The organism is Bifidobacterium minimum, from assembly GCF_000741645.1.
Lineage (GTDB): Bacteria > Actinomycetota > Actinomycetes > Actinomycetales > Bifidobacteriaceae > Bifidobacterium > Bifidobacterium minimum.
Window position 1 is genome coordinate 178293 of sequence record NZ_JGZD01000009.1, and the last position, 14046, is coordinate 192338.

At 61.0% G+C, this 14046-nt stretch carries 10 protein-coding genes and 1 tRNA gene; 10 read left to right on the forward strand and 1 reads right to left on the reverse strand.

Translation table 11 applies throughout. The features are described 5' to 3' along the window. Window positions 1-227 precede the first annotated feature (227 nt). Together BMIN_RS04530 and BMIN_RS04535 are read left to right on the forward strand one after the other, a co-directional pair. Entirely contained in the window at window positions 228-2333 is a 2106-nt protein-coding gene (locus tag BMIN_RS04530; RefSeq protein WP_034886285.1) for a glucose PTS transporter subunit IIA, read from the forward strand. A gap of 41 nt (window positions 2334-2374) precedes the next feature. Beyond that, window positions 2375-3223, forward strand: coding sequence for a PRD domain-containing protein (locus BMIN_RS04535; protein WP_022860917.1), 849 nt, complete (start codon window positions 2375-2377; stop codon window positions 3221-3223). Between the two features lie 192 nt (window positions 3224-3415). Here BMIN_RS04535 and BMIN_RS04540 read toward each other — a convergent pair whose 3' ends face one another. Then, a complete protein-coding gene (locus BMIN_RS04540) occupies window positions 3416-4507 on the reverse strand; it encodes a diacylglycerol/lipid kinase family protein (protein WP_022860918.1) in 1092 nt (363 codons plus the stop codon). Window positions 4508-4646: 139 nt separating this feature from the next. Between BMIN_RS04540 and serS the strand changes: the two genes are divergently transcribed. From serS to BMIN_RS08720, 8 genes are all read left to right on the forward strand, one after another. After that, window positions 4647-5933 (forward strand): serine--tRNA ligase, encoded by a 1287-nt coding sequence (serS, locus tag BMIN_RS04545; RefSeq protein ID WP_022860919.1) that lies wholly within the window; start codon window positions 4647-4649, stop codon window positions 5931-5933. Between the two features lie 119 nt (window positions 5934-6052). Further along, window positions 6053-6137 (forward strand) — tRNA-Ser (locus tag BMIN_RS04550). 452 nt (window positions 6138-6589) lie between these two features. Then, the gene (locus BMIN_RS04555) at window positions 6590-7663 is read left to right on the forward strand and encodes a phosphotransferase enzyme family protein (RefSeq protein WP_022860920.1); all 1074 of its coding nucleotides are present in this window, start codon (window positions 6590-6592) and stop codon (window positions 7661-7663) included. 107 nt (window positions 7664-7770) lie between these two features. Then, the gene (locus BMIN_RS04560) at window positions 7771-9276 is read left to right on the forward strand and encodes an amino acid permease (RefSeq protein WP_022860921.1); all 1506 of its coding nucleotides are present in this window, start codon (window positions 7771-7773) and stop codon (window positions 9274-9276) included. A gap of 159 nt (window positions 9277-9435) precedes the next feature. Beyond that, window positions 9436-10824, forward strand: coding sequence for an aspartate aminotransferase family protein (locus BMIN_RS04565; protein WP_238565621.1), 1389 nt, complete (start codon window positions 9436-9438; stop codon window positions 10822-10824). Between the two features lie 398 nt (window positions 10825-11222). After that, window positions 11223-12248: an ABC transporter substrate-binding protein gene (locus tag BMIN_RS04570; RefSeq protein WP_022860924.1), complete on the forward strand. Its 1026-nt coding sequence runs from the start codon at window positions 11223-11225 to the stop codon at window positions 12246-12248. A gap of 86 nt (window positions 12249-12334) precedes the next feature. Then, the gene (locus tag BMIN_RS04575) at window positions 12335-13183 is read left to right on the forward strand and encodes an ABC transporter permease (RefSeq protein ID WP_026647396.1); all 849 of its coding nucleotides are present in this window, start codon (window positions 12335-12337) and stop codon (window positions 13181-13183) included. Between the two features lie 374 nt (window positions 13184-13557). After that, a complete protein-coding gene (locus tag BMIN_RS08720; RefSeq protein WP_162138749.1) occupies window positions 13558-14046 on the forward strand; it encodes an ABC transporter permease in 489 nt (162 codons plus the stop codon).

Genomic DNA, 14046 nt, shown 5'->3' on the forward strand with positions numbered 1-14046 from the left:
ACATGGAATAAAAGGACGGAAGGGAACGCCGGTGCGGCCTGCCGTGGGATGTCGTTTTGTGCGGAGCGCGTTCGAGGGCTATCATAAGGGACGAATAACATATTGCAGGGTTGCAAGTTCATCAAGGACGCAAAACCTGAGGCACGACCGTGCCTCAGGTTTTTTTATTGCCTTCGTGTCCGGGAAGCCCTGTGATTCCAATCAGGATTAAGAGAAAGGGCAATGAGATGGCTGATTCAACCCCTTCGCAGATCATTTCTGCGGTCGGCGGCCCACGGAACGTCAAGAGTCTGACGCACTGTGCCACCCGTCTGAGGTTCGAGCTGAACGATTCCGCCAAGGTCGACCAGCATCGGTTGGAAACGATGGACGGTGTCCTTGGGGCCGTTCCCCAGTCAGGGAACCGCTATCAGGTAGTCATCGGCGGCGCCGTCGCCTCGATATATGACGAGATCATGGCGCTGCCGCAGATGAAGCAGATGGGATCCGCCGCCCAGGCTCCGTCCGGGGCCGGCTCCGATGATGGCATGTCCAACGCGGACGTGAAGGCGGCCGTAAGGGCCAAGGGACGCGGCCATGTCCAGTGGCTTGACTCCTTCATCGAATACCTGTCGGACTCCTTCCGTCCCATTCTGGGGGTCCTCCTCGGAGCTTCGCTAATCATCGCGCTGGTCAACCTCCTTATATCCGTGAAGGTGATCACGGGCGATGAGGCCAACACCAGCCTGATGTTCGTCAAAGCCATATGGAAGGGCGTCTTCTACTTCCTGCCCATCATGATCGCCTACAACGCCTCGAAGAAGCTGAGGGTGGATCCGTGGGTGGGGGCCACCATCATGGGCGCCCTCATGACACCGCAGTTCGTCAGCCTGTCCGATACGCAGAAGTGGAAGGGCGTCACGACATGCGTCGAGAACGCAACGCTGGGCACCAGCTCCTGCTCCACCACGGTGTTCGGTCTTCCCATGCAGCTGAATGACTACAGCGGGAACGTCTTCGTGCCGTTGCTGATGGCGGCGTTTCTCGCCTTGGTCTACCACGGGTTGGAGAAGATCATCCCCGACAGCGTCCAGCTGGTGTTCGTCCCCTTCCTCTCCATGATCATCGTCACCGCGCTCACGGCCTTCCTGATCGGCCCCATCGGAGTCTGGGCGGGCAATGGCATCGGCGTCGGCCTGGCCTGGATGAACTCCCATGCGCCGTTCATATTCGCCATCCTCATCCCCATGCTCTATCCGTTCCTCGTGCCGCTGGGCCTCCACTGGCCATTGAACGCACTGATGCTCATGAACATTCAGACCCTGGGATATGACTTCATCCAGGGGCCCATGGGCGTGTGGAACTTCGCCTGCTTCGGCGCGACCGCCGGCGTTCTGGCGCTCTCCATCAGGGACCGTGACGAGAAGATGCGGCAGATCTCCATCGGTGCCCTTGCGGCCGGTCTGCTGGGCGGGGTCTCCGAACCCAGCCTCTACGGCATTCATCTTCGCTACAAGCTCGTCTATCGTCGCATGCTGATCGGCTGCTTCGTGGGTGGCGTGGTCATCGCCGTCATGGGATGGCTGTTCCCCTCCGTGATCGCCTCGGGAGCCAGCGTCAAGGGCGTCACCACCACGGCGTTCGCGTCCACCTCGCTGCTGACGATCCCCGTCTTCGACCAGATGTGGGTGTACGCCATCGCCATCGCCGTGGCGTTCTTCGTCTCGATGATCCTCATCATCACGCTTGACTACCGCACCCCCGAGCAGAAGGCCGAGGCCCTCGCGTCGGTCGCCCAGGCGAAGTCCGGCTCGGCGGCGGCCGTTGCGGCTCCCGCAGCTTCTTCCGTGGGGGATGGCTCGGATGGTCATGCGAGTGGTTCCGACGACGGTCAGGAGTCCACGACGACGGTGGCCGCCCCTATCTCCGGCCATGTCGTCTCTCTGGACGACGCCGGTGATCCGGTGTTCGCGTCACGCGCCCTGGGGGAGGGCGTCGGAATCCGCCCCGAGTCCTCCGACGTTCTCGCTCCGGTCTCCGGAGTCCTTCAGACCGTGGCAGAGACCGGTCATGCCTTCGGCATCAAAACGGACGATGGCGTGGAGATCCTCGTCCACGTCGGAATAGACACCGTGAAGATGAACGGAGAGGGATTCAGCGTCAACGTGGTCAAGGGCCAACGCGTCCGCGTGGGCGACAAGCTGGCGACCGTCGACTTTGCTAAGGTGAAGGATGCGGGATACAGCACCACCACGTTGATGACCGTGCTCAACACCGCGGCGCTGGGCGGTGTCGTTCCGCGCACCGGCATCGATGTCACCGCCGGCGATCCGGTGCTGGAGGTGACGCGCTAGCCAGGATGGTCACAGTGGTCTGAATCGGGGAAGAGGACGTCGTGGAGATCCTTCGCGTGTTCAACAACAATGTCGTTCTGGCCATAGACGACGGGCGTGAGGTCATCCTCACGGGACGTGGGCTTGGATTCCATGCCCGGCCGGGACAAGAGGTGGACAGAGCGAAGATCGTCCGCACGTTCCTTCCCTCCGACGGCCGCGACCCCGACCATATCGCCGAGCACATAGCCGACATCCCACCGGAGATCATCCGGCTGGTCACCGACGCCATGGCGCGGGTGGGGATGGCCCGCCAGTCCCGGGAAAGCCCCACCCTCGTCGTTGCGCTCGCCGACCATGTGTCCGGCGTTCTCAGACGCGCGAGCGTCGGCGGAACATCCATCGAATATCCGCTGGAGGCCGAGGTCAGATCCCTGTATCCGGAGGAATACGAGAAGGCTCGATCACTGGTGGCTGAGCTCAATGCGGCGCTGAAGGGCGCTCTGCCGTCAAGCGAGGACGTGGCCTTTGCTCTCCATCTCGTGAACGCGGGCTTCTCGACGGGGGACCTGTCCTATACCTACAGGATGACGGGGGTCATACAGCAGATGCTCGCCGTCATCGAGCAGACCTACGGCATCAGAATGGATCAGCGAAGCGTGAACGTCGCACGGTTCATCACGCATCTGCGATACCTTTTCGTCCGCATCCACCAGGGCCGACAGCTGGAGAAGGGCTCTGAGCCGATTATCCAATCCATCCGCCAGACGTATCCCGACCAGATGCAGTGCGCATACCGTCTGGCCGCCGTTGTGGAGCTCAGGCTCGGCGCCAGCCTGACCGAGGACGAGATCGGGTATCTGGCACTCCACGTCGCCCGTGTCGTGGCGGATGCCACCCAGTCCTCGTGACGCCGTGTCGTTTCACTCGTGACGATCGTATCGTTCCCCGTGGCGACAGTCTCGTCGAAAGGCCCAGTGGACGATGCCATCCGATGGAAGGTGCCATCCAGTGGACGATGCCATCGGAGATGGCGTCATCGAGAAAGACGGAGTTGCCGAGGGGGTTGACAGGGAGTCCTGACGCGATATGCCGGTCGCGTGCTAACGCCCGTTGGATTCGGGGACGCGGACCGTCAGGGAACGGTGTTCGACGCTGAAGCCGATATGGCTGCTTTCGCCTAGCATATCGCCGTCCACCTGAACGAGTGCCGGTTTCTCCAGAACGATGTCGGCGGATACGCCCTGAACCTGTTCGATGCTCGAGTTCGTCGACAGCGGGCTTTGCTCCGCCTTGCCCGTGATCGTCTGATGGACGACGTCGCCGAAAAGGCTCGCCCATCCCAGAAGTCCGCCCGAGGTGTCGATGATCTCGAAATCCAGAAGCCCGTCGTCGAAGGACGCCTCCGGCATCAGCGAGAACACGGGGATCTGCCCGCAGTTTCCCGCCATCAGCGTGCGGAAGGTGAGGTCACGGGTCGTGTGGGTCTCTCCGTTCGGCTCCGCTATGGTCACCGTGCCATGATATTTGGGCGCGAAAAGATTCTTGACGCCTCCGATGAAGTACGCAAGCCAGCTGATGTTCTTTTTGAGGTTCGGGTCCGTGTCGTCGATCATCAGCGCGTCGAAGCCCATTCCCGCGACGATGAGGAACGCGTGGGCGTGGACATCTTCGGCGTCGAGAAGGGACATGCGCCCCACGTCGATGCGGCGGGATCCGTGCGATGTGGCCACCGTCAGCGCGGCCTCGACGTCGTCGAGGGGAATCCCCAGATTGCGCGCCAGAAGGTTTCCCGTTCCCGTCGGGATTATCCCCATGGCATGGCCGCTGCCCGACATCGCGCTCGCTACCGTCCGGACGGTCCCGTCCCCTCCCACGGCCACCACGACGTCGGCCCCGTCGTTCAGCGCTTCGCGCGCGCAGGCGCCCCCGTCCTTATTGACCTGAGTGTCAAGAAGAATGATCTCTCCGAGTCCGTGGTCCTCGCAGAAGCGGATGATGTGCTCGCGGTTTTGCTCGGCCTGCGGCTTGGAAGGATTGATGATGAACGCGTATCGGACGCTGTCGCCCCGACGATGCAGCAGGGAAACGATTATCTTTCTGCGCTTCTGCCATACGCGGATGCCCACCACAACCGTGATCACGGCCACGGTGATGACGGTGAGGACAAGAACGACGATTGAGGTCTGGGGCATACGTCAATTGTGCCTGTGCCCGTGCGTGAAACCGGTGCGGTGGACGTTACATTGACGATTTCTGCACGAAGACGCCCCTGCGCGCGGCGCCGACGTCCTTCGTGTCGGGGGTGTCGCCTTTCGGCATTAGGCTGAAGCCATGCTTGATATTCAGTTCATTCGCGATCACGCCGATATCGTCAGGGAATCACAGCGCAAACGGGGGGAGTCCGTCGAACTCGTCGACGAGGTCCTGCGCTCGGACGAGGTGCGTCGTTCGTCGCTGAAGAGCTTCGAGGAGGCCCGGTCCCGGCAGAAGGAGATCGGTCGCCAGGTGGCGGCGGCCGCACCCGATGCGAAGGCCGCGCTTATCGCCCAGACCAAGGAGCTGTCGGCGCGCGTGGCGGAATACAGGGCCTCCGCCGATTCCGCTGCGGAGGAGTACACCACGGCGATGTGGAAGCTTTCCAACATCGTCGAGCCCGAGGCTCCCGAGGGGGGCGAGGACGATTACGTCGTCGTCAAGAAGGTGGGAAGCATCCGGGATTTCGCGTCGGAGGGATTCGAACCGAAGGATCATCTGGCGTTGGGCGTGGGCGTCGCGGGCATCGATATGCGCCGCGGCGTGAAGGTGTCCGGGTCGCGCTTCTATTTCCTGCGTGGAGCCGTGGCCCGGCTGCAGATCGCGATGCTGACCATGGCCGTGGACCAGGCAGAGGAGAACGGCTTCACGCTTGCCATCACCCCGACACTGGTCCGGCCCGAGGTCATGGCGGGAACGGGGTTCCTCAACTCCCATGCCGACGAGATCTATCGTCTTCGCGAGCCCGACGACCAGTATCTTGTGGGGACGTCCGAGGTCGCGCTCGCGGGGATGCATGAGAACGAGATCCTCGATCTGGGCAATGGTCCGCTGAAGTACTGCGGGTGGTCGAGCTGCTACCGGCGCGAGGCCGGGGCGGCGGGCAAGGACACTGCGGGAATCATCCGCGTCCACCAGTTCGACAAGGTCGAGATGTTCGTCTACTGCCGTCAGGAGGATTCGCGCGACATGCACCAGCAGCTTCTGGGCATGGAGCAGAAGATGCTGGCCAAGGTCGAGGTGCCGTACCGCATCATCGACACCGCCGCGGGAGACCTGGGGTCGTCGGCCGCGCGCAAATTCGACTGCGAGGCGTGGGTGCCCACCCAGGGGCGTTACCGTGAGCTGACATCGACGTCCAACTGCACGGAATATCAGGCGCGACGGCTGAACATCCGCGAACGCACCGAGGACGGATCGACGCGGTCGGTGTCCACGCTGAACGGGACGTTGGCCACCACCCGATGGCTGGTCGCGATTCTGGAGAATCATCAGCAGAAGGATGGTTCGATCGAGATACCGCAGGCGATGAGGCCGTATATGGGCGGACGCGAGGTCATAGAACCCGCGACGTGGGAGGCCTGACGTCCATTCGTGCGAAATCCGCGATAAAGCCGTGGCATGTCGGGGTGGCATGCCGCCGCGTCCCGTTGCCGATGGGGTACAATGGACGCTCGTGACCGCAGGAGCATGGACGCGATCATGGACAGGTGTCCGAGCGGTCTAAGGAGACGGTCTTGAAAACCGTTGTGGTGCAAGCCACCGCGAGTTCGAATCTCGCCCTGTCCGCATGAGGGCCCCGGGAGCAATCCCGGGGCCCCTTCGTTATGCGGGTTTCCCGGTGATTCCGCGTTCGTTGATTCCATTTCCGCGTTGGGGACAAGGGATTATCCACTTCGTCGCGCTTTCCTACGCTACGCCTTTCCGCCATGCCATTCTTCCGCCATGCCGTTCTTCGTTACGCCCGTGTCTTCGTTACGCCCGCGTTCCTCGTCATACCTGTGGGGTGAGGCCTAGTCGGTGATTGTGATGGCGGCGGCTTCGCTGACTTCGCAGATCATGTAACACGCCGTTTATGGAGACCCTGTCATCCGTTACCTGTCCTTAACCGTCCGCTCGTGATTCTCCGAGGCGCTTCTGCGAGTATTCACGCATGGCCCTGGGCCGTCGATTTTCCCGCTCGTTTTCGGAGCGACCGGGAACGTCGCGATGAGCGCAAGCACAGGGGGAAAGGTGTGGATATGGTGTCGAAAACCATCGCAAGCCTGATGGACGTGGATTCCACGTCAACGAGTCTGGATGCGTTCTCGGGACTGTCGAAGGGCGATCCCGCTCCGTTCTGGCTGTTTCAGGGCGTGTGCGCGGCCTGGGGGATCGATCATACGAAGGCCGCGCTCAATCTGATCACGGTGTCGGAGAACGCCACGTTCGTCCTGCTTCTGGACGATGTTGAAGAGGGCGTCGTGAGGGTTTCGCAGCCGGGGTACGTCGGGGGGCCGCAGGCGGTGGCGTCCGAGATCACCTGGCTCAACGCGCTTCATGACATCGACGGCGTCAATCTGATCAATCCCGTCCCCACCGTCCGCGGAACGTTCGTGACCGGGATACGCGACATGACGGGAACCGTATGGACGGTCGTCTCGACGAAGTTCGTGGAGGGAACCGTGCTGGAGGATCTGGAAAACCCCGCCCCCTACTACGTCACGATCGGGCGGTGGGCCGCCATGTTCCACAAGCAGTCACGGCGGTGGACCCCACCATCGGGTTTCACGCGCTTCAATTGGGATCTGTCCAATATGGTCGGGCCCTCGCCCCGCTGGGGACGGTGGGAGAGCGCGGACCTCACCGAGGACGAGCGGGACGTCTGCACGAAGGCCCTGTGGAAGGCGATGGACGTCCTCATCAAGGTTCCCCGGACCGCCGAGACCTGGGGGCTGATTCACGCGGATCTGCGCCCGTCCAACGTCATCAGGGGACCGCAGGGAAAGCTGACCGTCATAGACTTCGACGACGCGGGCTACAGCTGGTACCTCTACGACTACGCCTCGTCCCTGAGCTTCATCGAGCATGAGGACTACGCCCCTGAACTCGCCTCCGCATGGGTGAAGGGATATGAGGAGATCGCCGGAACGTTCTCCGATGACGATCTGGAGATCATGTCGGCGCTGTCGATGATCCGCAGGCTGCAGATGCTCGGGTGGACCACGAACCACCGCGAGGACGCGCTGCCACCTGGATTGGCCCGACAGCAGTCTTCCGGATCGGTGACGTGCGCGGTCCGGTATCTGGAGGATTCGCGTTGGCTTCTTCGCTGATGGATTGGAGGGCAGACGGGATGGTATGGCGTGCCGCTGGCATTGTCGGCGTGCCGATCGCGTATTGACGGGTGATCAACCAGGTGATCAGGAGAGAGAGGACAACCATGGCTTCAACGGCAGGCGACTTGCGGTCGCGTGGGTCGGGTCTGGGAGCGGTGACCTACGTGGACATCGACGAGGACTACTTCGACAAAAGGCAATTGAAAAGGACCTCCGGGGCTTTCGGCCTGTGGGCGATCGGCATCGCGGCGGTCATCTCCGGGGATTTCTCGGGATGGAACGGCGGCATCGCCCAGGCGGGATGGGGCGGTATGCTCATCGCGGCGGTCATCGTGTACGTCATGTACGTTCTGATGCTCAACTCGATCAGCGAGATGGCCTCGGCGATGCCCCACACGGGCGGGGCGTACTCCTTCGCTCGTGCGGCCATGGGGCCATGGGGAGGATTCTTCACGGGACTGGCCGAGACCATCGAATACGTGATGACGGCCGCCACGATCGTGTACTTCTCATCCGCCTACGCGGACGCCATCGTGTCGGATCTGACGGGATACTCCCTGGACGACCATGGTCTGCAATGGGTATGGTGGCTGGCGTTGTACGTCATCTTCGTCATCGTGAACTGGCTGGGGGCCGAAACCTCCTTCCGCTTCGCGCAGGTCGTCTCGATCGCCGCCCTCGCGATAGTCGCGATCTTCGGCATCGGAGCGTTCGCGACGGGCAAGGTGGATTTCGGCTCGCTTCTTGACATCAAGCCCACGGCAGGCGGAACCTCGTTCCTTCCCATGGGTCCCGCGGCCATCCTCTTCGCCATGCCTTTCGCCATGTGGCTCTTCCTGGGGATCGAGCAGCTTCCGCTCGCCGCCGAGGAGGTTCGCGATCCCGAGCACAACATCCCGAAGGCGTCTCGTCTGTGCATCCTCACGCTGGGGATCTCGGCGCTGATCATCGTCTTCCTCAACCCCGCCGTGGTGGGATCCGCCGCCCTCGCCGGTTCCGACGAACCTCTGTTGGACGGGTACAGGGCCATTCTCCCCGGGAATGTCGCCGCGCTCCTGTCGGCCTTCGCGCTGATCGGCCTCCTAGCCTCCATCCAGGGGATCATGTTCGCGTATGGCCGCAACCTGTATTCGCTGTCCCGTGCAGGCTACTATCCGGCGTTCCTCAGTCTGACGGGGAAGCGCAAAACCCCGTACTGGGGCCTGATCGTGGGCGCCGTGATCGGCTTCGCCGCTCTGTTCATCATCGCCTACGGTGGCGAGGGCGCGGGATCCGTCGTTCTGAACATCGCCGTGTGGGGCGCCGTTCTGGCCTATCTTCTGCAGATGGTCTCATATGTCCTTCTCAAGAGGAACATGCCGGGGATATCACGCCCCTTCGTCAGCGCATATGGGGTGCCCGGGGCGGTCGTCTCGGGTCTGCTCGCCCTGGTGATCTTCGTGGCGGTTCTTTTCAACCCCGACTATCGGCTGGCGGTGTATGTGATGGTCGCGATCTATCTCGTGGCGACGGTGTTCTTCGCGCTCTATGGACGCAAGCATCTCATCATGTCGCCCGAGGAGGAGTTCGCCGCATCCGGAGGATCCCTGCAATACCACACGCACGAATAGTACGTCCGATGAACGAATGAATAACCCGCACCACGGAAACCGTCGCTTCCGATGCCGACGACCTCCGAGGACGATTCCCCGGAATGGCCGGCATCGGAAGGGATGCTTGGTGCGCACCCGTGCCGGCCGGATACCGGACGGCACGCGGTGATGACGTGAATGACGCAAGAAAGAAGACATAACGATGGCAACTCGATCGACCATTATGGATACGAACAGTTTCAGGCCCGAGATGGCGGACGCCTCGACCCCCGCACGAGGGAGCTGACCCGGGAGAGAAGCGTTCTCGGCGATGCGTACCGGCTGTTCTACCGCACGCCGGTCCATCTGGTCAAAGGACGCGGATCGCATCTGTGGGACGCCGACGGCGTCGAATATCTTGACGTGTACAACAACGTGGCGTCGGTCGGGCATTGCCATCCGCGGGTGGTCGAAGCCATGACCAGACAGGCGTCCGAACTGAACACGCATACCAGATACCTGCACGAGAACATCCTTCACTACGCGGAGGATATCCTGTCGACCATGCCCGATCCCCTGGATCGTGTGATGTTCCAGTGCACCGGATCCGAGGCCAATGATCTGGCGGTCCGCGTCGCCCAGGCATACACGGGCGGCGAGGGCGTGATCGTCACGCATGAGGCCTACCACGGGAACTCCGCGTTGACGTCGAAGCTTTCGCCCGCGTTGGGCACGGCCCAGGATCTGGGGTTGACGATGAGGATGATCCCCACTCCCGACACCTACCGGGTGAGCGTGGATGGAATCCGTGGCTCGCAATGCGATGCCGCGACCTTCGGCGCGTGGATGGCCGACCGTGTGCGCGACGCCGTGGCCGACATGAACCGGCATGGGATAAAATTCGCCGCCCTGCTGGCCGATTCGATTTTCTCGTCCGATGGAGTGTATCCCGATCCCGTGGGCTATCTTCAGCCGGTTATCGACGTCGTGCATGAGCTTGGCGGCGTGTGGATCGCCGATGAGGTCCAGCCAGGGTTCACCCGGACGGGGGACGCCTTCTGGGGGTTCGAGCGGCAGGGCATCGTTCCCGATCTCGTCACGTCGGGCAAGCCCATGGCGAATGGACTGCCGACGTCCCTGATGGCGGCGCGGCATGAGATCCTGGAGCCGTTTGCGGGCTCCATTCCATACTTCAACACCTTCGGCGGCAATCCGGTGTGCATGGCTGCGGCGCAGGCCGTTCTGGACGTCATGCGCGACGAGGACACCATGGGGAACTCCAAAAAGGTCGGCGCCGTGTTCAAGGCGGCGGTCGAGGGACTCAAGGACTCCCATCCATGCATCGGCGACGTGCGCGGCGCCGGGCTCTACATCGGATGTGAGATCGTCAAGCCCGGAACGACGGATCCCGATCAGGCCTCGGCTCTCGACATCCTGGAGACGCTGCGGCAGAACCATGTCCTCACCTCGGTGTGCGGTCGCTACGGCAACATCCTCAAACTGAGGCCGCCACTGGTGTTCAGCGAGGACGACGTCGACTGGTTCATGTCGGCGTTCAGCACGACGCTCGACTCGCTGGACAAATAGAGTGACGGGCTCTTCCGCGTCGTTTCCGCACATGACGAGTGTGCGGTTCGGGTGAGCATGAGGCGTGTAGGCGAGGTGATTGTTTCTGCTGGATGTCCGTGCAGTTGCGCAGCGGTTGCGGGGATTAATGGCTACGAACGTGAGGATTTCGTATCTCGGCGTCCAGGTAATTCAACTCATTTAGCATGAGTGCGTTCCATCATGGAGGTTCATGGGAATGCCGTTGCGGGCGATGAGTGGCGTCGAGCGTTCCATCCGAGAATCAGTGAGAATGAAATGAATGAAGGGAATCTGAAATGTCATATACAAGGAAACGAGCCGCATCCCTGGTTGTAGCCACGATCTCGGCGGTTCTGGCTATTTCTGCGGCTGGATGTGGATCGACGGAAAGTTCGACTGTGGACTCTAAGTCGGCATCCGCTACCAGCGCCGAGGACTTCGGTGGCATGGATGCTCTCGTCAAAGCCGCCAAGGCCGAAGGTAAGCTGACCCTGATCGCTTGCCCGGATGACTGGGCTAACTGGGGGAAGATCATCAAACTTTTCGAGAAAAAGTACGGCATCGACATCAACTCGACCAATCCCGACGCATCAAGCGCCGAGGAGATCAAGGCCGCGAAGAATCTCAAAGGCCAGTCGAACGCTCCGGATGTGTTCGACCTGGGTGCCGCCGTCGCTACGACGAGTACGGACTATTTCGCACCCTACAAGGTTACGCGATGGTCGTCGATTCCCGATGACAACAAGGAGAGCTCGGGCCTGTACGTCAACGACTACACCGGAGTCATGTCCATTGGGTACGATTCGTCGAAGGTTCCTCGCCCAACGTCCGTCGACGATCTTCTCAAGTCCGCCTATAAGGGCAAAGTCGCGATAAACGGGGATCCCACTCAGGCAGGGGCGGCCTTCGCCGCGGTCGGTTGGGTCACCCTTCAGGAGGGTGGGACGCTTGATGACTATTCGACGGGCATCAATTTCTTCAGGAAACTGAACAAGGCCGGCAATTTCCTGACGGTTTCCGCCACTTCGTCCACCATCGCATCGGGCGAGACTCCCGTAGTCATCGACTGGAACTATCTCAATGTCGCGGCTGCTGAACAGAACGCTAACTACAAGACGGTCGTTCTTCCGAACAAGGCCTACGGAGCCTATTACAATCAAGCGATCAACAAGGACGCCCCCCATCCCGCGGCGGCGCGTCTGTGGCAGGAGTTCGTGTTCTCCGACGATGTCCAGAACCTTTTCCTCAAGTCGGGAGCGTTGCCGGTCCTCGCCAAGTCCATGACTGATGCGGGAACAATCGACAAGGCTGCGTTGAAGAAGGCTGGCGGGCTGCCGGATGACATAGCGATTGCAACCTCGGCCCAAACGACGGCGGCCAATACTCTGTTGGCGGATACGTGGTCATCGGTCTCCGCATCATGAGGCATGTGAACGATTGTCAAGATTGAGCGTCGGCGTCCCGCGAACTGCGTGAAGACGTCGACGTCGGAATCATCGAGGAGGCCAGTGTGAAGAGAATCAGAAATATGGCATCGCTGGTGCCCTTCGTCGTCTATGTGACGATGATGTTTTTCGTTCCTACGCTTCTTGTGGCGAAAAGCGCATTCGAATCGGCAGATGGAGGATGGACCCTCGCGAATCTGGCGATCTTTTCCCGGCCGGGAGTGGGATCGGCCTTTCTGAACTCGTTGTGGTTGTCGTTGCTGACGGCACTCGTCGGAGCGGTTCTTGGCTCGATCATCTCCTTCGCGCTTCTTGGCTGTGCCCCGGGAGGGATCATTCGACGGACGGTCGATTCTGCGTCCAGTACACTATCCCAATTTGGTGGAGTCATGCTGGCATTCGCCTTCATCGCCACGCTAGGGAATCAAGGCATGGTGACGCTATTCCTCCGCAGGGCTTTCCATGTCGATATATATGCCGGAAGCATGTGGCTTTATACTCCGCGTGGATTGATCCTGCCATATCTGTTTTTCCAGATTCCCTTGATGATAATTATCTTTTTCCCCGCGATATCGCGGTTGTCTCCCCAATTCGCGGAAGCCGTCGCGATGTTGGGGGGCGGACGCCGGGATTATTGGCGCTATGTTGGTGTCCCCGTTCTTGTTCCCGCTTTCATGGGAGGGTTCCTGCTTCTTTTTGCAAACGCGTTCTCCGCGTATGCGACGGCGGCGGCGTTGATAAGTCAAGGATCGCAGATAGCCCCGCTCCAGGTGCGGGCGGCGCTCATCAGCGAGACGGGTCTGGGCAGTGGCGGAGAGGCCGGTGCCTTGGCCATGGGGATGTTGGGGGTCATGATCGTCGTCGTGGGCGCGTATGCGCTCGTGGAGAGAAAGGCCTCGACATGGATCGGATAGGAATAAAGAAGACCGTGGATCGTTCGGGCGAGAGACCTATCGCGGATCAGATGCCCGTCTGGTCGCCGTATGACCGTCCCACTCAGGTGTTTCGGCGTGTAGCCCTTGTTCTTTTTGCAGTGTTCATTGCGTTGCCCCTTATTGGCATGGTGTATTTCACATTTCGTTCGTCAACCGGTGGTTTTACCACAGAGCATTGGACGACGGTTTTTTCTCCACGTGGTTCGGACATCTGGGACTCCTTGGGACCAGGCCTCTACAATTCGCTGATTCTTGTAGTCTGCACGGTCGTCATCGTGTATGTTCTGGTTATCCCTGCCATCATCCTTATCGATGTGCGTTTCCCTAGGATGCGAAGAATGATGAGGGTGTTCATGCTGTTTCCGATTGCGGTGCCCGCGATAATCCTGGTGGTGGGTTTCGCGCCGGTCTTCGCTTTCCTTTCACGTGTGGTCGGTCCAGGCTCATGGACGCTGTCGCTCGCCTATGGCGTGCTTGCCATGCCCTTCGTTTACACGACGGTGGAATCGGATCTCAGCGGTCTTCACGCTGGGACGTTGGTGCAGGCCGCAGAGTCTCTCGGATCACGATGGTCGAGGACGTTGGTGCTGGTTCTTGTACCTTGTCTACGGCGCAGCATCGTGTCGGCGACACTGATGGTCTGCGCGATCGTCCTTGGTGAGTTCACCGTCGCCTCGCTGTTGAACAGGGAGACGCTGCAGACCGACCTGATCGTGATCTCCCAAGGTGATGTGTATGTATCGGTCATTATCACATTGATCGTCCTTGTGGGTACCTTCGCCGCGCTGTTTGCGGTGAGTGGAGCCGGTGGACGCCGGACGCGCGGGGATTCCGTGAAGTAA